The organism is Rheinheimera sp. NSM (assembly GCF_052380015.1).
In the GTDB taxonomy this organism is placed as follows: Bacteria; Pseudomonadota; Gammaproteobacteria; order Enterobacterales; family Alteromonadaceae; genus Alishewanella.
On the sequence record NZ_JBQTCI010000001.1, the window covers coordinates 923,678 to 944,568 of the forward strand.

Annotated in this window: 15 protein-coding genes; 10 read left to right on the top strand and 5 right to left on the bottom strand. The window is 52.2% G+C overall.

Translation table 11 applies throughout. The features are described 5' to 3' along the window. Positions 1 to 25: 25 nt before the first annotated feature. The gene (locus ACTZWV_RS04080) at positions 26 to 970 is read right to left on the bottom strand and encodes a glycoside hydrolase family 43 protein (protein WP_444785312.1); all 945 of its coding nucleotides are present in this window, start codon (positions 968 to 970) and stop codon (positions 26 to 28) included. Between the two features lie 10 nt (positions 971 to 980). After that, entirely contained in the window at positions 981 to 2,333 is a 1,353-nt protein-coding gene (locus ACTZWV_RS04085) for an MFS transporter (RefSeq protein ID WP_444785313.1), read from the bottom strand. Between the two features lie 226 nt (positions 2,334 to 2,559). Here ACTZWV_RS04085 and ACTZWV_RS04090 point away from each other — a divergent pair, with 226 nt between their 5' ends. Continuing rightward, on the top strand, positions 2,560 to 3,633 hold the full coding sequence (locus ACTZWV_RS04090; protein ID WP_444785314.1) for an arabinan endo-1,5-alpha-L-arabinosidase: 1,074 nt from the start codon (positions 2,560 to 2,562) through the stop codon (positions 3,631 to 3,633). 38 nt (positions 3,634 to 3,671) lie between these two features. Then, a complete protein-coding gene (locus tag ACTZWV_RS04095; RefSeq protein ID WP_444785315.1) occupies positions 3,672 to 5,525 on the top strand; it encodes a family 43 glycosylhydrolase in 1,854 nt (617 codons plus the stop codon). A gap of 230 nt (positions 5,526 to 5,755) precedes the next feature. Here ACTZWV_RS04095 and ACTZWV_RS04100 read toward each other — a convergent pair whose 3' ends face one another. Next, a complete protein-coding gene (locus ACTZWV_RS04100; RefSeq protein ID WP_444785316.1) occupies positions 5,756 to 8,542 on the bottom strand; it encodes a TonB-dependent receptor in 2,787 nt (928 codons plus the stop codon). Between the two features lie 262 nt (positions 8,543 to 8,804). On the opposite strand from ACTZWV_RS04100, the gene ACTZWV_RS04105 reads away from it, so the two are divergent. The 8 genes from ACTZWV_RS04105 to speD all read left to right on the top strand — a co-directional run bounded on the left by ACTZWV_RS04105 (position 8,805) and on the right by speD (position 16,567). Continuing rightward, positions 8,805 to 9,389 carry an anthranilate synthase component II gene (locus ACTZWV_RS04105; protein WP_444785317.1) on the top strand — a complete coding sequence of 195 codons (585 nt, stop codon included), beginning with the start codon at positions 8,805 to 8,807 and terminating at the stop codon, positions 9,387 to 9,389. An 83-nt stretch (positions 9,390 to 9,472) separates the two neighbouring features. After that, entirely contained in the window at positions 9,473 to 10,603 is a 1,131-nt protein-coding gene (locus tag ACTZWV_RS04110) for an HDOD domain-containing protein (protein WP_444785318.1), read from the top strand. Between the two features lie 315 nt (positions 10,604 to 10,918). Further along, complete coding sequence (locus ACTZWV_RS04115; RefSeq protein WP_444785319.1) at positions 10,919 to 12,136, top strand: aspartate aminotransferase family protein; 1,218 nt, start codon at positions 10,919 to 10,921, stop codon at positions 12,134 to 12,136. Between the two features lie 92 nt (positions 12,137 to 12,228). Continuing rightward, positions 12,229 to 13,245, top strand: coding sequence for an arginine N-succinyltransferase (gene astA, locus ACTZWV_RS04120; RefSeq protein WP_444785320.1), 1,017 nt, complete (start codon positions 12,229 to 12,231; stop codon positions 13,243 to 13,245). A 13-nt stretch (positions 13,246 to 13,258) separates the two neighbouring features. Then, positions 13,259 to 14,728, top strand: a complete 1,470-nt coding sequence (gene astD, locus ACTZWV_RS04125; RefSeq protein ID WP_444785321.1) for a succinylglutamate-semialdehyde dehydrogenase — start codon at positions 13,259 to 13,261, stop codon at positions 14,726 to 14,728. A gap of 120 nt (positions 14,729 to 14,848) precedes the next feature. Beyond that, complete coding sequence (locus tag ACTZWV_RS04130; RefSeq protein WP_444785322.1) at positions 14,849 to 15,196, top strand: DUF3802 family protein; 348 nt, start codon at positions 14,849 to 14,851, stop codon at positions 15,194 to 15,196. 82 nt (positions 15,197 to 15,278) lie between these two features. Then, positions 15,279 to 15,707 (top strand): OsmC family protein, encoded by a 429-nt coding sequence (locus tag ACTZWV_RS04135; protein ID WP_444785323.1) that lies wholly within the window; start codon positions 15,279 to 15,281, stop codon positions 15,705 to 15,707. 53 nt (positions 15,708 to 15,760) lie between these two features. Further along, positions 15,761 to 16,567, top strand: coding sequence for an adenosylmethionine decarboxylase (speD, locus tag ACTZWV_RS04140; RefSeq protein WP_444785324.1), 807 nt, complete (start codon positions 15,761 to 15,763; stop codon positions 16,565 to 16,567). A 68-nt stretch (positions 16,568 to 16,635) separates the two neighbouring features. Here the strand turns inward: speD and ACTZWV_RS04145 are convergent, their stop codons facing one another. Together ACTZWV_RS04145 and ACTZWV_RS04150 are read right to left on the bottom strand one after the other, a co-directional pair. Continuing rightward, a complete protein-coding gene (locus tag ACTZWV_RS04145; protein ID WP_444785325.1) occupies positions 16,636 to 19,701 on the bottom strand; it encodes an efflux RND transporter permease subunit in 3,066 nt (1,021 codons plus the stop codon). Further along, positions 19,698 to 20,828, bottom strand: a complete 1,131-nt coding sequence (locus tag ACTZWV_RS04150) for an efflux RND transporter periplasmic adaptor subunit (protein ID WP_444785326.1) — start codon at positions 20,826 to 20,828, stop codon at positions 19,698 to 19,700. The genes ACTZWV_RS04145 and ACTZWV_RS04150 overlap by 4 nt, the downstream gene beginning before the upstream one ends. Positions 20,829 to 20,891 lie beyond the last annotated feature (63 nt).

Here is a 20,891-nt window from a genome sequence, read left to right on the forward strand (position 1 = left end):
TTGCTTCCTCACTCAGAGTTAAACTTCACGCCTCTGACGCTTTGCCAAATAGCGGCATGCCGTTGTTATCCCAGCGTATGGCTTTAACATAAGTATGGCGGTTTGGATCCCATAACGGGTCGCCAACAATTTCGGTATAGGTGCGGGCGTGGTATACCAGCATATCGTGCCGGCCATCTTCTGATACAGTAAAGCTGTTATGGCCCGGGCCATAAACACCATGTTCAAAGCAGCTTTGCAATACCGGCTGTGGCGATTTATGCCAACTGGCGGGGTTTAGCAGGTCGGCATTTTCATCGGCCCACAACAGGCCAATACAGTAGTTTTCATTGGTGGCACTGGCTGAGTAAGTTAAAAAGATTTTACCGTTACGCTTGAGCACAGCGGGGCCTTCATTAACCGAAAAACCGCGCGTTTCCCACTCCAGCTCAGGTTTGCTCAGCATAACCGGCGCACCGCTTAACTTGTCTGGTGTGTCCATCGTGGCAATATATAAATTGCTGTTGCCTTCGATGGCGTTATCTTTCTGCGCCCAAACATAATACAGCTGGTCATGGTGGCTAAAAGTGGTGGCATCCAGGCAAAAGGTGTCGATGCCGCTGTCGAGCTGGCCGACAAACTGCCACTGCCCGGCCACCGGGTTGGCGTCAGTGCAGCGCAGCACATACATCCGGTGCTGAAACAGCTTATTTTTAATTTCGCGGCTGGGCGCGGCGGCAAAATAAATATACCAGGCGCCCTGGTTAAAGTGGATTTCCGGCGCCCAAATCAGCTCAGAGCAGGGGCCGCTATCCGGTTTATGCCACACCGCTACAGCGGGCGCACTGGCCAGCTCGCTAATGGTTCTGGCGCGGCGCAGTTCAATCAGATCATAGGCCGGCACCGAAGCAGTGAAATAGTAAAAGCCGTCGCTGTGCTTATAAATGCAGGGGTCTGCGCGCTGTTCAATTAATGGCTGCTGTAATCTCACCGTAAACTCCTTAGATAATAGTGGGCTTAACGACACTGGTTTTCCCGATCAACTGTTGGTAATACTTGTCGGTAATGCGGTAGCGGAACATCAGCAAGCCCATCAGCAAGTGAAATACGCCCGGAATAATCGACAACATTAAGGCAATGCCGGTTAACGCCAGCGCACTTTGCGGTTGATCCGGTACATAGTTAAAGCTGGCCAGCAGGGTACCGACTAAAAAGCCGGCAACGCCCATACCGGCTTTCTGACAAAATGAGATACCACCAAAGGCCAGGCCGGACACCCGCTGACCGGTTTTGTCAGCACCATAATCAACTGCCTCCGGTAACGCCGACCAGAACACCGGGGCGTGTAAATCGACGACAAAGGACAACAGAAAATACAACACAAAGGCCAACATCACATCGCCGGGGCTGACCAGCAGGTATAACAGTACACTTAGTATCGCCACTAAAATCTGGCTGTAGCGAAACAGTTTTACCTTGCAGTAACGCTTGGTGATCCAGGTTGAGGCCACCATTGCCAGGATTGCTGCAGCTACTCCGGTCGATAAAAACGCCGACAACATAGCGGCGTCGCCACCGAGGTAATATTTGGCGTAATAAGCGGCGACAGAGCCGCGTACCACATAGCCAATAGTGCCGGTAACGCAGACTGCGCACAGCACCAGCCATTGATCATTTCTCAGCAGATATCTCAGCTGCTGGCGAAACGGCATGGTTTCCACTTTATGCTGGATACGTTCGGTCGTGGTAAAAAAGCAGAATAAAAACAGCAAGGTGGCCATTAATGCCATCACCCCCATCGCCGACTGATAGCCACTGGCTAAATCACCTGCGCCCCAATGTTTCGCCAGGATAGGCACTATAATGGTTACCAGAAAGGCGGCGACTTTGGCAAAAAACAAGCGGTAACCGTTGGCCGACAAGCGATCTTTCGGGTCGTCTGTCAGCACACCAATAATAGAAATATACGGAATGGTGACTGCGGTAAAAATCACTGTAACCAGAATATAGGTAGCATAGGCCCACACCAGTTTACCGTTGTAGTCCCAGTCGGGTGTGCTAAAGGTAAGGTAGACCGCTATACCAAAGGGTACCGCCAGAAACAGGAAATAGGGCCGGTAGCGGCCCCAGCGCGTGGTAAAACGGTCGGTAATCATGCCCATCAGCGGGTCGGTTACCGCATCGACCAGCCGTACTACCAAAAATAACACTGCTAAATCAGCCGGCTTTAAACCAAAAATATCGGTGTAGAAGAAGGTGATAATCAGCATCATTGATGACATCACCACATTAACCGCCATATCGCCGGCACCAAAGCCAACTTTCTCCAGCACGGAAAGTTTCTGAGTCTGCATAAAATCCCCTGTCGGTTCCGACACCACGCGGCAGGTTCTGGCCTGTAATTATTCCTGCGTAGTAACGGTTTTTATATTTTTTTATTCACAAAACCACCGCCTTGTAGTTGGTTGAGTTTTGCACTGCGAATTAATATATGATAAATAGTAATACAATACTACTAAAATAGAAGTGGATGTCTACCACCTTTTGGTGGCGGCAATCTACAGCCAAAAGGAGGCTTAGATGTTAAACGGGGTAACGACAGCAAAGTGGTTAGTGCACGTGGGCAGGGTTTCAGCTCTGGCCTTGTTATTAACCGGGCAAACAGCCTGCGCAGATGAACAGCAAGCACTGCCACAACTCAGTATCCATGATCCGGTGATGACACAGCAAGATGGCCGCTTCTATTTATTCAGTACCGGGCCGGGTATTACCTATTATCACTCCGACGATATGTTGCAGTGGCAACTGGCCGGCCGCGTATTTGCCGGCGAACCACAGTGGGCTAAACAGGTAGCGCCAGGTTTTGATGGTCATATCTGGGCGCCGGATATTTATCAGCATAACGGCAAGTTCTATCTGTATTACTCGGTATCCGCTTTTGGCAAAAATACCTCGGCCATTGGCGTGACTGTTAATAACACCCTGGATAAACGCAGCCCGGATTACCGGTGGCAAGACCAGGGCATAGTGCTGGAGTCGGTACCGCAGCGCGATTTATGGAATGCGATAGACCCGAATATTATTGCCGATGACAACGGCGATATCTGGATGAGCTTTGGTTCCTTCTGGGGCGGCTTAAAGCTGGTGAAACTGGCCGATGATTTAGTCTCACTGGCACAGCCGCAGCAGTGGCATACCATTGCTAAAGCACAGCGCCCGGCTTTTATTGATGACGCTGAGCCGGGGCCGGGCGAGCTGGAGGCGCCTTTTATCTTTAAACAGCACGGTTACTACTATCTGTTTGTCTCGTACGGTAAATGCTGCCGTGGTGCCGACAGTACCTACCATCTGGTTGTGGGGCGCTCAGAACAGGTAACCGGGCCCTATCTGGATAAAAACGGTAAATCGCTGAATGAAGGCGGCGGTACTGTGCTGCTCAAAGGCAACCGCGACTGGCCGGGTTTAGGCCATAACAGTGCCTATAGCTTTAACGGTAAAGATTATCTGGTATTTCATGCCTATGAAGCGGCCGACAATGGCCTGCAAAAACTAAAAATAGCCGAAATGAGCTGGGATGACGCCAAATGGCCACTGCTGAGTGACAGCGTGCTGGACGACTATCGCAGCGTATTACTAAGCACAGAGCAAAAATAGCGCTTATTTAAAGCGACAAAATAACGGGGATAGATAATATGCATAATGTTAAGCCGATATTAAAGCCGGCATTACTGGCCAGCGCTATAGTGCTGTCACTAAGCGGCTGCCAACAATCGCTGGATCCGGCAACTGACGTTAATAATGCTGTGGTCAGTGATGCCTATGAAGGTCAGAGTTTTACCAACCCGTTGTATAACAATGGTGCCGATCCCTGGCTGGAATATTTTGACGGCAATTATTACCTGACCACCACCACCTGGACCTCGCAGTTGGTGATGCGCAAAGCACCCACGTTGGCCGGGCTGGCAGACGCTACCCCGGTCTATTTATGGTCAGAAACCGATCCGGCCCGCTGTTGTAACTTCTGGGCCTATGAGTTTCATCGTTTAAAGGGACCGGATGGCTACCGCTGGTACCTGATGTTTACCTCAGGCAAGCAGGAAAACCTGGATGGCCAGCATTTGTCGGTACTGGAAAGCGCCGGTGATGATCCTATGGGGCCTTATCAGTTTAAAGGCTCACCGATGCCGGACAGTTGGAATATTGACGGTAATTATCTGCAGCACAACGGCAAGTTATATCTGTTATGGTCAGAGTGGCAAGGCGATGAACAGCTGAATTGGATTGCCGAAATGGTTAATCCCTGGACCATTACCGGGCCCGGAGTGGTGTTGTCGCGGCCAGAGCTGCCATGGGAAATATCCGGCCGTAAAGTGAATGAAGGCGCTGAAGTGTTAAAACGGAACGGCCGCACCTTTGTGGTGTATTCAGCCAGTTATTGTGACACGCCGGATTACAAACTCGGCTTGCTGGAGCTGACAGGTGATGACCCGCTGAACCCTGCTGACTGGAAAAAATATGACAAACCGGTATTTGAACGGGCCAACGGCGTTTACGGCCCCGGCCACAATGGCTTTTTCAAATCACCGGATGGCAGCGAAGACTGGCTGGTTTACCACGGTAATAACAAAGAAACCGATGGCTGCAGTGCGACCCGCTCGTTACGGGCGCAGTCGTTTAGCTGGCACAATGACGGCACGCCGGATTTTGGCCAGCCGGTACCGGAAGGCCGGGTGATGGCGGCACCGTCCGGTGAAAACGGCCCGTTAACGGCAGTGCCGCAAGGGGCTGACTGGTTACTGCGTAACGGCCAGGGCCAATGTCTGAGCGTGGTGGATGGTGCCCCGGCGGCTGTTAATTGCTCTGCACAGAGTGCCTTAAAAGTAGACCCAACCATGGGCGAATATTACCGTTTAGTGACCCGGCAGGGCCAGTATATCGGCCTTGGGCTTGATGGTGCGGCTGAAGCCGGGCCATGGCGCAATAAAGTACGCCAGCAGTGGCGTTTTGCGGCAACTGAGACAGCTGCCTGGCAATTAATCAATAAAGCCGGTGATACGGCGTTGCAAATACCAGGTTGTAATACAGAGCAAGGGTGTAGCGACTGGCAATTACTCCCAGCCGGCAAGGTGGCTATCAGCAGTAGCCAAAGTGGTAAGGTGTTATCAGTTGCAACCGGGCAGCCTGCCGGCGCGGTAAAAGTCAGCCAGACAGGTTGGCAAAACCGGCCCGATCAGCACTGGCAGTTTAGCCAGACCGAGCAAGGCACCTTGCAACTGCGTAATGCGACCAATGCTGAGCTTTGTATGGCAGTAGAAGCGGAGTCGCTGGCGGCAGGTGCGCCGGTGGTGATGGCTGCCTGCGATGCCAAAGCCAGCCACTGGTTATTGCAACCCAATAGCTACGGCAGCATGCGGCTGGTGTCAGCACATAGTAAAGAGGTGTTGGAAGTACCAGCCTGTGCGCTGGCGGATGATACTGAATTAAAACAGGCGCCACTGGCAGCAGACAGCTTTTGTCAGCGCTTTCATATCCGCGCCATTAACTAACCCCCGGCAGCAGAGCCGCTTTGGGCTCTGCTGCCAGATCACAGGTGATTAAAAATGACAGCTTCATCTATACCAGACGCTGCTGCCCCGGCCTCTGAAGCAGAACAACCTGCGGCCGAGCCGCAAGCTGAACTGGAGCAGCAGGTTGAGTTAGGGTACAACTGACACAGTTTTTTTAACATAAACAAAAGCCCCTGACTTGCAGGGGCTTTTGTATTAGTGCAGCTACATTACAGGCTGTAACGGAAACCCAGCGCAAAGGTCCGGCTAAACAGCGAGGAGCCAAAGTTATGCGTTGACGGATACTCGTAGTAACTCTGGAAAATTTCGTTAGTCAGGTTAGTGGCATCAAACGTCAGCATCAGATTGTCAGTAACATGGTAACTTAACTGAAAGTCGAGGCTTTTTTCCGGATTACGGTATATACCCAGCGGGTTGGCAAATTGCGCGGCTTCGTAATTATTCAGGAAGTCTTCGCGCCAGACATACGACAGCCGCATATCGAAGCGCTGTTTCTCATAAGCCAGCACTACGCTGTAAGATGAATCCGATACGCCGAATAATGGCGTGGTATCGGTGCCCACCACGTTGCCTTCACTGTCGGTAATCGGAATATCCTGAGTGGAGTCCAGCATGGTGTAGCTGGCTTGCACGCCAATACCGTCCAGTAAATCCGGTAAGCCTTTCGGGAAATACACCACACCTAATTCATAACCATCCAGTTTACCGTTTGACGCATTGTCCGGCTGGTTCAGGATATAGGGGTATTCGCCCTGGCCATCATCATGGATTACCCGGCGGCGAAAATCGACGACAAAGCCTTCAATGTCACGCTTAAAGGCGGTGGCGTACAGGGTGCTGCCTTCGGCAAAATACCACTCCAGCGACAAATCAAAATTTTTCGATTCTGTAGGTTCAAGCTCAGGGTTACCACCGCTGGCGGTGCCATAGCCAATATTGGTGACGTCGCGGACATAGTTGATGGTAGGGTTTAGTTGGGCGAATGCCGGACGGCGCAAAGTCTCGCCATAGCTGAAGCGGGCCAGTAAGTCGTCAGTCAGGTTGTAGCGCAGCATCAGGCTGGGCAGCACCTTGCTGGTGCCGGTTGAGGCCGTATTGCCGGCAAACGCCATATCGGTGTCAACATCTACATAGCGCAAGCCAAACTGGCCATCGAACAAACGCCCGCCAAGTTCAGTTTCAAAATTGGCCTGGGCATATAGCGCTGTGGTGCTTTCGGTAACTTCGAAAGTTTGCGCTAATATGCGCTGTTCACCCACAGCCAGGCTCGAGCCGGTTTCAGTGTTGTAAATAGTGCGGAACATATCGGCATTGTCGCGAATATAATAACCATTGGCAGATAACCAGGAGTCGGGGACATCAGACTCGCCATCAAAGAAACCGCGGTTAACATTCAACAAGCCTTCATAGCTGGCCAACTGGCAGGCGGCAGTGCCTGAGTTACACAAACCGGTATCTTGCAGCAGTTGGGCTTCTGAAGCTTTGCGCTTGTCATAGCGGCCACCAAAGCTGATATTAGTGATGATGCTGTTATGCAGCATGTAGTCTGCATCTAAGGTAAAGGTTATTGCATCACCCTCACGGCTATACGCCTGATCATAGAGCTGGGCCATGGCCCATTGATCCGGGGCGGTTAAATCGGTTGCCGGACCAAATTGAAAAGCAGGAAGACCGCCGCCACTGTTAAAGTCAACGCTGATGCTGTCTGCTACCCGCTCAGTACGCATCGCAAAAAAGCTCTCATCATATTGCGAGTCCTGATACACCACTTCAGAGCGTAGTTGCAGGTTGTCGCCAATCAGCCATTTTCCACCCAGTGCATAGACATAACTGTCTGTTTTTCCGGTGCTTAAATCACCACTGGTAAACATATAAGGTGAACCCACAGTGCGGGATTTAATAATATTGGTGCCTTCAAACAGGCTGATGTCCGGGTTATCGCCTAAATTGCCCCACCAGTCGACAAAGGAAAACAACAAGGAGTTATAAGACTCATTGCGAAAGCCATTGTAAAATGCTTCAAAGATGTATTCAGAGCTATCGTTAGGGGCAAACTGAAAAGCCACATTCACCGCGGGGCGCTCACGTTTACCGGTCAGATCGCTGGCAAACACTGCATCGCGCGATAGCAAATATTCGGTTGGCACGCCATTAACATCAAAGGTAGAGCCAGGTGCAAAGGGTAAACCGGCTTCTAAGCCCGGTTGCCAGATCGGGTTTTCTGCCGCCCGGCCATCGGTGCTGCGGATAATTTCATACGGCGCCCAGCCGGCAGGTGGGTTATTGGTGGCAAACGGCATCATGGCGCCGGCAGTAACACTCTGGTCGCGATAATGGGTTTCAGCGTAAGACAGGTTAATCAGCGCGCCAAAGCGGCTATCGCCAATATCCCAGTTATTACTGAATAAGGCGCTGATGTTCGGGTCGGTTTTATCCGTCTGATCAGAATAAATGCCGCGGCCGGCCAGCACCATTTTGCTGCTGTCAAAATCAAACGGCCGTTGGGTATGAATGTCAATCTGGCCGGCGATACCGGTTTCGATCAGGCTGGCAGAGCGGGTTTTATACACATCTACCCGGTTTAGCAGGCTGGCGGGAATGTCGGCCAGTGCCACTGAGCGGCCCGAAGCAGTAAAAATATTGCGGCCGTTAACGGTGGTAGTAACGTCATTTAAGCCGCGGATAGACACGGTACTGACTTCACCGGCACCGCGGTCTGTTACCTGTACCCCGGATAAACGTTGCAGGGCTTCCACTACGTTATTGTCCGGAAACTTGCCGATATCTTCCGAGATAATTGAATCGACGATCTGCATGTTTTCCCGTTTCAGATCAACTGAACGGGCCAGGCTGCCACGAATGCCTTTTACCAAAATAACTTCTACGTCATCTGGCGTTACTGTGCTGTCGTCACTGCTTTGCTGAGCGTATAACGGTTGAGCCGACAATGTTATCGCCATGGCGACAGCACTGCTTAAAACCGAAGGTTTAAACATGAGCATAACTCCCCTTGTCACTTATGTTATTGCCTTCCTGGCCAGAAAAAACTGACAATGGAGGCGTTTTTTTATGTGTTTTTCTTATTCGTGCTATTGTACGAATAATTAATTATCCTATTGTATGATTAATAGCCTGTCAACGAACTGCTGTAAAAATATCCAAATCCGGCCGTTGCTATTTAGCAGCGCAGCAAAAAGCCGCTGTTTGTGGCAAAATAGCCGGCTAATAATAAAAGGCTTACAAAGCAGGTGCGGCCCAATGCTGCTAATGATCGATAATTACGACTCTTTTACTTACAATCTGGTGCAGTATTTTGCTGCATTAGGCCAGCAGGTTATGGTGCGGCGCAACGATGATCTTACCGTGGCACAGATTGCCACACTGGCACCGGCGCATATTGTTATTTCGCCGGGGCCGAAAACTCCCGATGATGCCGGGGTGTCATTAAACGCTATTGAGCAATTTGCCGGCAAAATACCCATTTTGGGTGTCTGCCTCGGTCACCAGGCCATAGCCCGGGTATTTGGCGCGAAAGTGGTGCGCGCCCGTCGGGTTATGCACGGTAAAAACTCCTTGATCCGCCACAATAACCGCTCAGTATTTTCTGGCCTGGCAGACCCGTTGGATGTAACCCGTTACCACTCTTTGGTAGTGGAGCGTGGCTCTTTGCCCCCAGCGTTGATAGAAACCGCCTGGACAACCGATGCCGCAGGCCAGCCTGATGAAGTTATGGGTTTTATGCACTCCAATCTGGCGTTACATGGGGTGCAGTTTCATCCGGAAGCTATCTTAAGCCAACAGGGTAAACAGTTGCTGGCCAATTTTTTGCAGCTTAAGGTTTAATCCCCGGCGTAACTTGACTCAGCGCCCGCAGCGCTGCAGTATTGGCTGTTAGCAACTGCTAATGTAAATGGAATAAAGCAATAGTGAGCAGCCCTTCAACTTCTGCACCGCAAGAGCTGGTGCAACGTTTTTTCGATCAGTTAGTTGGCGTTAATCCGGATGCTAAGCGGCTGGGCTATCAGATCCGCGCCGGAGTACAAAATCCTGAACGTAAGTTGCTGGAAGTAGAAGCCAAAGCGCAACAACTGCGCGCTGCCGGGGCCCAGGCTAAAGCGCAATTTACTGAATTTGCTCAGGCGCACCTGCATGATGAGGTGGCCGATGAACTGGTGCGTCGGCTGTACAATATCGAACAGGTGATGGCGTCGGTGTTTGACGCCGGTGCGGGCTTTTATGCGCTGCTTGATCAGTTAAGCGCTAAAGCGGTGACAGTGAATAAGCTGGACCCGCTGATCTCAAAGGTGCCCTGGCTGGTGGAAGATTTATTGCGGCTGGTGAATCAGCCGCAGTACCGCAACCGCAGCCCATCAGGTGCTATGGTAAAAGATATCAAGACCGCACTGCGTTTTATCGGCGTAGAGAGCTTACAGCAAATTCTGCCGGTATATGCCATGCGCCGTATGTTGCCGCATTCGACCGATCCGTTCACGGCACTGAAAACCCGGTTATGGGACTATTCGCTGGCTGTGGCGATCGCAGCAAAGCGCTTGGCAGAGCACAGTGCTGAGCACCCTTATAATGCCTTTTGTGTCGGCTTATTCCATACCCTGGGCCATGCCGTTGTCACGCGTAATTATCTGCGCACTTATCAGCAGGTACGGCAAACTCAGCTGCTACAAGCAAGAGAAAGCCGCGATACGCAGTTAACTGATGCGCTGGACAAACTGGAGCCGGATGCCAGCTTCTTGTGTGAAAGCATGCATGAATTTGCCGCTGTACTCAGCGCCGATATTACCTCGCGCTGGCAGTTACAAGGCTTACCCTTGTGTCAAACGCTGGACCAGTTGGCAGAAGGCGTAGGCTTTGCCGGGTGCAGCCCCCTGGCCAAATTGGTGCAACAGGCGCAAACCTATGTGCAGTGGCAAGAGTTGCAGCGGCGCCAACTGATCTCGGATGCGGAAGCAAAAGCCTGGCTTAATGCTGTGCAGCTAAACGCAGAAAGCATTAATTTGCTGGCAAATACCAACTTAAAACGTCTTGGTATAGAAAACTGAGAAAAAAATCGCGCCATAAACATGCAGTTTGCGGCGTAGGGCGATTGATTGGGGTAGCGGTATGTCATCGCCCGTGGCGGCGTCTGGTTAGAAAAACCTCATCACGCCCGGCTTTTAGGCATAGTTGCGTACTTATTCATTTCGTGTGCAAATCTATCTGTAGCCCTTGTTTTTTCTGGCTTTGCGCCATGTTCGGGTGCAAGACAACCGTAGTTAAATCTGTAATAATGCCACGGTGCTCACAAAATAACGGGCAGTTCTGTCTATCTGTAGGATGATACCGGGCTGCACCCTGAACTATAAGAGGAACTGAATATGACTGCTCAGCCGCAGGTAAACCGCGCTCTGTTTGATGAAGTAATGGTACCTAACTACGCACCCGCCGGGATTATCCCGGTGCAGGGTAAAGGCTCACGCGTATGGGATCAGCAGGGCCGCGAATATGTCGATTTTGCCGGCGGTATTGCTGTGAGTAGCCTCGGGCATTGTCATCCTGCCCTGGTGAATGCAGTAAAAACACAAGCAGAGAAAATCTGGCATTTAAGTAATGTCATGACCAACGAGCCGGCACTGCGGTTGGCGAAAAAGCTGGTTGATGCCACCTTTGCCGACAAAGTGTATTTTGCCAACTCCGGTGCAGAAGCCAATGAAGCGGCGTTTAAGTTAGCGCGGCGTTGGGCACTGGATAAATTTGGTGCACAAAAAGACCAGATTATCTCCTTTGGTAAGAGTTTCCACGGCCGTACTTTCTTCACCGTAACGGTAGGTGGACAGGCTGCATATTCAGACGGTTTTGGCCCTAAACCAGGCGCGGTATTGCATGCAGAGTTTAATAACCTGGACAGCGTTAAAGCACTGATCTCGGACAACACCTGTGCCGTGGTGCTGGAACCGATTCAGGGTGAAGGCGGTATTATTCCTGCCAGCGCTGAGTTTTTGCAGGGCGTGCGCGACTTATGTAACAAACACAATGCCTTGTTGATTATGGACGAAGTACAAACCGGGGTGGGCCGTACCGGTAAGCTGTATGCGTATATGCACAGCGGGGTAACACCGGACATTCTGACCACGGCGAAATCTTTAGGTGGCGGTTTTCCGATTGGCGCCATGTTAACCACGGCAGACATTGCCGCGCACCTTAAGGTAGGCACGCATGGCAGCACTTATGGCGGTAACCCGTTGGCTTGTGCCGTAGCTGAAGCGGTATTGGATACTGTTAATCAGCCGCAAGTAATGCAACAGGTGCTGAGTAATGAACAACTGTTCCGCCGTGAACTGGCGGCAATCAATGAACAGTACCACGTATTTAGTGAAGTGCGTGGCCAGGGCATGTTGTTAGGCGCGGTACTGAGTGAACAATACAAAGGCCGCTCGCGCGACTTTTTCCTGGCTGCCGCCGAACATGGCGTGATGGCGCTGGTGGCAGGGCCGGATGTCGTGCGTTTTGCACCGTCCTTAGTGATTACGCCGGAAGATATTGTTGAAGGTATGCAACGCTTTGCGCTGGCAGTAAAGCAGGTAGTAAACAGCTGATACCGGCAATTAAGCAGCGTTAAGACTGCAAAATTTGAAGCTAAGGGGCCACTGGCCCCGAAAACTATAAAGCAAAAGTGGAGTAAGCGACGATGATGGTGATTCGCCCTATCCGTGCGGATGATTACCCGGCGCTGTATGATATAGCGGTGGAATCAGGCCATGGTTTTACCTCCTTGCCGGTGAATGATGAGTTGCTGATGCGCAAGATCAGCCGCTCTGAGCAGTCTTTCAGTAAGCCGGTAAGCCAACCCGGCGATGAAGGTTATCTGTTTGTACTGGAAGACACCGTTAGCGGTGAAGTCTGTGGTACCAGTGCGCTGGAGGCTGCTGTTGGCCTGGATGATGCTTTTTATCATTATCATTTGGGCAAGGTTGTGCACAGCTCACGCTCACTTGGCGTGTATAAAACGGTAGATATATTGACGCTGTGTAACGATTACACCGGTGTCAGTGAGCTGTGTACGCTGTTTTTACGCGAAAGCCGGCGTGAGAAAAACAACGGCCGTTTGTTGTCGAAAATGCGTTTTTTGTTTATGGCCGAATTTCCGCAGCGTTTTGCCGAGCGGGTCATTGCTGAAATGCGCGGTATATCGAACGACGATGGCAGCTCGCCATTCTGGCAGTGGCTGCAAGAGCATTTTTTCTCGCTGGATTTTCCCACCGCCGATTATCTTACCGGCATCGGCCAGAAGGTATTTATTGCTGAGTTAATGCCAAAGTATCCGATTTATGTCAGCTTACTGAGCAAACAAGCCCAGGCGGTGATTGGTAAAGTACACGATAAAACCAAACCGGCGCTGGCGTTGCTGCAGTCAGAGGGCTTTTCTAACCGCGGTTATGTCGATATTTTTGACGCCGGGCCAACGGTAGAGGCGCGGGTAGAGCATATCCGCTCAGTGCGCAACAGCCGGCGCTTACAGGTGGTGATTGGTAGCGTAAGCGGTGGCCTGCCGCATTTAATTTGTAATACTAAGGTGGCCGATTTTCGCGCCACCTGGCTGGCGCTTAATGTCAGCGAACAAAGCGAACAACTCACCTTACCGGCGGACGTTGCGGCAGCGCTGCAAGTCAGTGCCGGTGATTGGGTAAGAGTTACCCGCATATAATCAGGGGAATATAATGGAACACGCAGAACACTATATAAACGGCAGTTGGGTTAATGGCGCAGCTAAGCCGTTTCAATCGTTAGACCCGGCGAAGAATAAACTGATTTGGCAAGGCCGTGCTGCCAGCGCAGAACAGGTTGATGCTGCTGTGCAAACCGCGCGTAAAGCCCAGTATGATTGGGCTGGCTTAAGCTTTGAGCAACGTGTTGAGGTGGTAAAAAAGTTTGCTGAGCTGCTAAGCAGCAATAAAGAAGCGCTGGCGCTGTCTATTGCTGAAGAAACCGGTAAAGCCTTGTGGGAAGCCCGCACAGAAGTGGCGGCGATGATCGGCAAAATTGATATTTCGGTGCGGGCCTATCAGGAGCGTACCGGCAGCAAAGAAAACCCGATGCCGCAAGGCCGCGCCTTTATCCGTCACAAACCACACGGTGTTGTGGCGGTATTCGGACCTTATAATTTCCCCGGCCATTTACCGAATGGCCATATAGTGCCGGCGTTACTGGCCGGTAATGCCGTGGTGTTTAAGCCGTCGGAACTGACACCAAAAGTAGCTGAAGACACGGTAAAACTGTGGCAACAGGCCGGTTTGCCCGCTGGCGTACTGAGCTTGTTGCAAGGTGAGGTTGATACCGGTAAAGCCATAGCGGCACATGAGGGGATTGACGGTATTTTCTTTACCGGCAGCTCACGCACCGGCCACTATCTGCATCAGCAATTCGCCGGCCGGCCGGACAAAATTCTGGCGCTGGAAATGGGCGGGAATAACCCGCTTATCGTGCAGGATGTTAGCAACATCGATGCGACGGTGCATGATATTGTGCAATCGGCGTTTATTTCAGCCGGCCAGCGCTGTACCTGTGCCCGCAAGTTGTTTTTACCTGCCGGCGCTCAGGGTGATGCTATTTTAAACCGCTTGTTGGAAGTGAGCCGCAATATTCAGGTTGGTCTGTATGATGCTGCTGAGCAGCCGTTTATGGGTTCGATGATTTCTGTCGCGGCCGCTAAAGGCATGTTGGCGGTGCAGCAGCAGCTGGTAGACTTAGGCGGCGAAGTGCTGCTGCAGATGCGCCACCTTGACGAGAACACGGCACTGGTAACTCCCGGCATAGTGGAGTGCAGCAAGGTCAGCAATTTCCCGGACGATGAACATTTTGGCCCGCTGTTGAAAGTGTTCCGCTTTACCGATTTTGATCAGGCAATTGATGCGGCTAACGCTACGCAGTTTGGCTTATCAGCCGGCTTGCTCAGCGACAGTGCTGAATTGTATCAACACTTTTTCCGCCGCATTCGTGCCGGTATTGTTAACTGGAACCGGCCGATTACCGGTGCCAGCTCTGCGGCACCTTTTGGTGGTATAGGCTCAAGCGGTAACCACCGGGCCAGCGCTTACTACGCTGCTGATTACTGTGCTTATCCGGTGGCATCGGTAGAACTGGAACAGGTAGTGATGCCGGAACAACTGTCACCCGGCTTAAGTTTTTAACTACCGTTAAAATAAATATGATCGGGGCTTAGGCCCCGATTTGTTTTCTGCGAGACTTTTTGCTTAAATAACTATAACTTATTGTAATCTCATTTCTCACAGTCAGGTGTAAAACAGCCCATGGTCACAGATAAACCCGGATACGAGCATTTGATCCAGTTTCTGACAGAGCATTTGTCGCTGTTTGAGCAAACCGGCACCGGAGATGCGGATAAAACCATAGGTGAATTGCTGGAAGAATCTATTGCCGAGCAAATTATCAGGCTTTGTACCCAGCATACCGAGCTGGAAGTAAACCACCGCAGTATGATTATTCGCGAAGTGGACGGCATTATGTATGACTTCCAGGAAGTGCTGTCCAGCGTACTGAATAAAAAAGCCACCCGCCAACAAGCCGAACTTATCAACGAAATTTCGCTGTTAATCAAAAACCTGTTCGACACCGCTGTAGCTGATCTGATGGATTAAGCCGGCATCGGCTGCGAATTTGCTAGATACCTGCGCTGCTTTTACGTAGAATAGCCGCCTTATTTTTTGGCGGGAGATACCGATGCAAGCCAGCGTAAAATGGCACCACGATAATACCTTTGTCGGCACCTCTGGCAGTGGCCATGCTGTGGTATTTGACGGTAACAAAGACGATAGCGTAGCACCCAGCCCGATGGAAATGGTATTGATGGCCGCCGGCGCCTGCTCATCGGTTGATGTGGTCAGCATTTTAAAGAAATCCCGTCAGCAGGTGCTGGGCTGCGAAGTGAAACTCAGCGGCGAGCGCGCTGAAACTGTGCCGAAAGTCTTTACCAAATTGCACCTGCATTTTGAAGTAACCGGCATCAATCTGAGCGACAAACAGGTAGAGCGGGCGGTGCAGCTGTCAGCGGATAAGTATTGTTCAGTTTCCATAATGCTGTCCGGCAGCGTTGCCATCACGCATTCTTTTAGTGTGAAGCCGGCAGATATTAATCCGGCAGCAGAATAACTGTAGTAATGAAGTCATAACCGGTAATCGGTTTTAAGCGGAGACAATGTTTAGTGGTTAAGCCTTTTGAAAAATTGAAACTACACGGGTTCAATAACCTGACGAAAAGCCTGAGTTTCAGTCTTTATGACATTTGTTATGCCAAAACTGAGCAGCACCGGCAGGAATATATTGAGTATATCGATGAACAGTATAATGCTGACCGTTTAACCGACATTTTGACGGAAGTAACCGATATTATCGGTGCCAACATCCTTAATGTGGCGCGGCAGGATTACGACCCTCAGGGCGCCAGCGTTACTATTTTAGTCAGTGAAGAGCCGGTGTTGGTTGATCCTGACAACTCAGAGAACCCGGGACCACGGCCGGATGCCGTAGTAGCACACCTGGATAAAAGCCATATTTGCGTGCATACCTATCCGGAAATCCATCCACATGATGGCATCTGTACTTTCCGTGCCGATATCGAGGTATCTACCTGCGGTATTATATCGCCACTGAAAGCGCTGAACTTCCTGATCCACAGCTTTGAATCTGACATTGTAACGGTAGATTACCGCGTACGTGGTTTTACCCGCGATATCAGCGGTACCAAACATTATATTGATCATCCTATCAGCTCTATTCAGAATTTTATGGATGAAGACACCAAGCGTGCTTTTCAAATGATCGACGTGAATGTGTATCAGGAAAACCTGTTTCACACCAAGATGATGTTAAAAGAAGCCGATTTGAACAACTACCTGTTTGGTATGGGTACCGACTCGATGACGCCGGAAGAGCAAAAGGCTATCAGCAAGAAAGTGTTCCGCGAAATGCGCGAAATTTTCTACGGCCGCAACCTGCCGGATATGAAGTAACACTATATAAAAGGCCGTAGTTAGCTCCGGCTAGCTACCGGCCTTATTGAATCAAGCTTAATTGTGCTTTAGTTGCCCTGCCCGGGTTTTATTTTGAACCAGATGGCATACATGGCCGGCAGAAATACCAGCGTCAATATTGTTCCGGCGAAGGTGCCGCCGATCAGGGTGTAAGCAAGCGTGCCCCAGAACACCGATTGGGTTAGCGGGATAAAAGCCAGAATAGCGGCCAGCGCGGTTAAGATAACCGGCCGAGCCCGTTGTACGGTGGCCTCGATCACGGCATGGAACGGGGCCAGCCCTGCCTGCTGATTGTGATCGATTTGGCCAATCAGGATCAGCGTATTGCGCATCAGGATGCCGGACAGCGCAATTAAACCCACCAGCGCATTAATGCCAAATGGCTGCTGGAATAACAGCAGTGTTGGCACCACACCAATCAAGCCCAAAGGGCTGGTCAGAAATACCATGATCATTGCCGGGATAGAACGCACCTGCAAAATGATGATCAGCAAGGTAATGGCCAGCATAATAGGGAAGATGGGCAGCATTGCTGTCATCGCCTTGCCGGATTCTTCAATAGAACCTGCTTCTGCAATGTGATAACCCTTGGGCAGCGCCTGTATAATCGACTGCAGCTGCGCAGTAATGGCGCTAGATACATCCGGTGGCTGTAAGTCTTCGGCAATGTCGCCGCGCACTGTGATGGTCGGCATCCGATCGCGCCGGCGCATGACAGGCTCTTCCATCCGTACCTTAACCTCTCCCACTTGCGCCAGCGGGATACGCTGGCCGTCGGCACCGGCCAGGGTGAAGTCGGCAATTCTGGCCGGATCGAGCCGGGTATCACCGGCTGAGCGCGCGACCACCTGTACGGTGCGAATATCTTCACGCACAGTAGTAAGGGGTACACCACTTAACAGGAATTGCAGTTGCTGTGCCACAGCGCTGGAGCTGAGGCCGACGGCCTGTAATCTGTCCTGCTCCAAAGTGAAATGCAGCGTAGGCGTGCGGCTGCCCCAGTCGGTGTTAACTGTGCGCATCATCGGGCTGGCCACCATCACCTGCTCCACCTCCGCTGCGATACTGCGCAACGTATCAGGATCCGCACCGCTAACCCGGTAAGCCACCGGAAACGGCGAATAAGGGCCAAATACCAGCTGGGTGACGCGTACCTGTGCCTCAGAGGCGAGCCCGTCCGCGATGGCTTGCCGTAGCCGGTGTTTCAGTGCCTCACGTTCATGCTGGTTGTCAGTGCGTACCACTATTTTCGCAAAGGAGGGATCGGGCAGTTCAGGACCGACTGAAAAGAAAAAACGTGGCGCGCCCTGGCCAACGTAAGCGGTAACAATTTTGGCTTCCGCTTGCTGCGCCAGCCAGGCCTCCACTTTCTCTGTGGCGGCACTGGTTTGCGTAATGGCGCTGCCGTAGGGCATTTGCACCTCAACCAGCACTTCCGGGCGGTCGGATATCGGGAAGAATTGCTTTTTAACCACCGCCATACCCATGACAGACAGCACAAACAAACTGATCACTGAAGCGGCGACCAGCCACTTGCGCGAGATGACAAGTCCCAGCAGTTTACGAAAGCGATTATAGTGCGCTGTGTTATAGATAGCGTCATGGCCGCCGGCAACTTTTTTGAAGTCTGGCAGCATTTTTACACCCAGGTAAGGCGTAAATACCACGGCCACCAGCCAGGATGCTATCAGCGCTATACCTACGATCCAAAACATATTGCTGGTGTATTCGCCGGCTGTGGAGCGGGCGAAGCCGTTGGGCATAAAGCCGACGGCGGTAACCAGGGTGCCTGATAACATCGGCGCTGCGGTATGACTCCAGGCATAGGCCGAAGCGGCAATGCGGCTGTAGCCTTCTTCCATTTTCACTACCATCATTTCAATGGCGATGATGGCATCGTCTACCAGTAAACCCAGCGCCAGGATTAACGAGCCGAGGGTAATGCGATCGAAGTTCTTGCCGCTGGCCAGCATCAGCATAAACACCATCGCCAATGTCAGTGGCACCGCGGCAGCAACCACTACGCCAACACGCCAGCCCATGCTAACGAAACACACCAGCATCACGACCAGCAAGGCGACAAAAAACTTAACCATAAACTCATCGACTGCCGAACTGATATTGACCGCCTGATCCGTAACCTTGCTCAGGCTCATGCCCAGCGGTAGTTCGTTATTAATCGCAGCAACCTCGCTGCCCAGTGCCTTACCCAGATCGAGCCCGTTCCAGCCGTCGCGCATAATAATGCCCAGCAGCAGGGCTGGCTCGCCGCCATTGCGTACTATAAAGGTTGCCGGATCTTCGTAGCCGCGCGTGACTGTAGCAATGTCTGATAATTTCAGACTGCGGCCTTGCGCCATCACCGGTGTATCGCGAATATGCTGCAATTCGTCAAAGGCGCCATCCAGCCGGATAAACACCTCCGGCCCTCTGGTTTCCACCGAGCCTGCCGCTGTCAGGGCATTTTGGTTATGCAGTGCGGCGAATACCTGCTGCGGGCTAACACCCAGCGTGGCCAGGCGTTCATGCGAGAACTCAATATAGATGCGCTCAGCCTGCTCACCGATGATATTAACCTTTTTGATGCCGGGTACGTGCAGCAGCCGCTGGCGCAGCGTTTCAGCCTCGCGTACCAGCAAACGCCGGGGCTCGCCTTTGGCCTTCAGCGCAAACAGGGCAAAGGTAACGTCGGCGTATTCGTCGTTGACCATAGGGCCAACCACGCCGGATGGCAGGGTAGCGGCCTCATCACTGATTTTCTTGCGGGCCTGATAAAACTCCTGCTGTACTTCCGCAGGCGGTGTCGTATCGAGCAAGGTCAAGGTTGTGAAGGCTAAACCAGGTCGGGTGTAAGTTTCAGTGCGGTCATACCAGCGCAGTTCCTGTAGGCGTTTTTCGAGCTTTTCTGCTACCTGGTCCTGCATCTCTTGCGCTGTGGCCCCGGGCCAGGCAGTGATAATGGTCATTACCTTAATCGTAAAGGCCGGATCTTCGGCCCGCCCCAATTTAGAAAAGGCCATGATGCCTGCCAACGAGATCAGGACGATCAGAAACAAGGTAACAGAACGCTCACGTACCGCTATTGCAGAGAGATTAAAACGGCCTTCACTCATGGCTGAGCTCCTTTGACCGCAGTTGTTATAGCCTGGCTTGCCAGCCGGACCTGCTCGCCTTCACGTAGTAAGTGGGCACCAAGTGCAACGACAAGCTCGCCGGGCTGCAGTTGCCCGCTGATGCGCGCGCTGTCATCAGTCAGATGTTGCACCTGTACCGGTCGCCATGAAACCGTGGCCGGTTCGCCACTAATAGCCCATACGCCCGCACCCTTGCCAGCGTCAAACAGCGCACCGATTGGCACCTGCACGGCACCATTGGCAACATCATTGGGTTGGGAGCTATGTTCATCTGCCAACCGGATACTAACGGTGGTACCCAGCGGGATATCAGCCGGCGCACCCTGCAGCACATATCGCGCCTCGAAGGTACGGGTTAACGGATCGGCGACGTCAGACAGTTGCCGCAGGGCGGCCGCCACGCTGTGGCCACCATTACCGAACAGTGTGGCGTGGGCACCAGAACCCGGCGCAGGTCGCAGGGTTTCCGGCAAGCGGATAATAGCCTCACGGGAGCCAGCATGGGCCAGCCGCACTACTATCTGGCCGGCGTTCACGACCTGACCCGGCTCAGCCAGGGTTTCCATCACTACGCCATCGGCATCAGCGACTAAGTCGGTATAGGCAGTGGCGTTAAGCGCCACTTTAGCCTGAGCTTCGGCGGCACTAAGTTGTGCCTGAGCCGCATCGGATGCGGCCTTAGCCTGATCGTAGGACGAATCGGATATCGCGCCGGTTCCGCGCAGGCCACGATAACGGGCTTCATCTGCTGCGGCCTGCATGGCTTGCGCCCGTGCGGCCGCTACCGCTTGCTGCTGCGCCAGCGCGGCGAGTTGCAAGTCGACAGGGTCAATACGCATAAGTGGCTGACCGCGTTTGACGGTTTGGCCGGTATCCACCAGACGCTCCAGCACCTTGCCGGAGACACGAAAACCAAGGTCACTTTGCACCCGTGCGGCGACAACACCGCTAAATGTTCGGGACCCGGCCGATGCTTCCTCAACAATAGCAGTACGCACCAGTGGCGCAGCAAGGCGCGGATCGGCCGGTGATTTTTCACCACAGCCAAGCAATACCAGTGGCAACGCAGATAAAACAGTAAGTGAAACGAGGTAACGCCGACGCATAGAAAGTCCCCTTTACGAATGGCTCAGGGGATCTATTTTTATTCAAGTGACCAGATTAGTCAA

What these genes read in the sequence shown, in the direction of transcription:
- ACTZWV_RS04085 (WP_444785313.1), bottom strand. Translation starts at nt 2,333, where the DNA reads ATGCAGACTCAGAAACTTTCCGTGCTGGAGAAAGTTGGCTTTGGTGCC.
- ACTZWV_RS04090 (WP_444785314.1), top strand. Translation starts at nt 2,560, where the DNA reads ATGTTAAACGGGGTAACGACAGCAAAGTGGTTAGTGCACGTGGGCAGG.
- ACTZWV_RS04095 (WP_444785315.1), top strand. Translation starts at nt 3,672, where the DNA reads ATGCATAATGTTAAGCCGATATTAAAGCCGGCATTACTGGCCAGCGCT.
- ACTZWV_RS04100 (WP_444785316.1), bottom strand. Translation starts at nt 8,542, where the DNA reads ATGTTTAAACCTTCGGTTTTAAGCAGTGCTGTCGCCATGGCGATAACA.
- ACTZWV_RS04105 (WP_444785317.1), top strand. Translation starts at nt 8,805, where the DNA reads ATGCTGCTAATGATCGATAATTACGACTCTTTTACTTACAATCTGGTG.
- ACTZWV_RS04115 (WP_444785319.1), top strand. Translation starts at nt 10,919, where the DNA reads ATGACTGCTCAGCCGCAGGTAAACCGCGCTCTGTTTGATGAAGTAATG.
- astA (WP_444785320.1), top strand. Translation starts at nt 12,229, where the DNA reads ATGATGGTGATTCGCCCTATCCGTGCGGATGATTACCCGGCGCTGTAT.
- astD (WP_444785321.1), top strand. Translation starts at nt 13,259, where the DNA reads ATGGAACACGCAGAACACTATATAAACGGCAGTTGGGTTAATGGCGCA.
- ACTZWV_RS04130 (WP_444785322.1), top strand. Translation starts at nt 14,849, where the DNA reads ATGGTCACAGATAAACCCGGATACGAGCATTTGATCCAGTTTCTGACA.
- ACTZWV_RS04135 (WP_444785323.1), top strand. Translation starts at nt 15,279, where the DNA reads ATGCAAGCCAGCGTAAAATGGCACCACGATAATACCTTTGTCGGCACC.
- ACTZWV_RS04145 (WP_444785325.1), bottom strand. Translation starts at nt 19,701, where the DNA reads ATGAGTGAAGGCCGTTTTAATCTCTCTGCAATAGCGGTACGTGAGCGT.
- ACTZWV_RS04150 (WP_444785326.1), bottom strand. Translation starts at nt 20,828, where the DNA reads ATGCGTCGGCGTTACCTCGTTTCACTTACTGTTTTATCTGCGTTGCCA.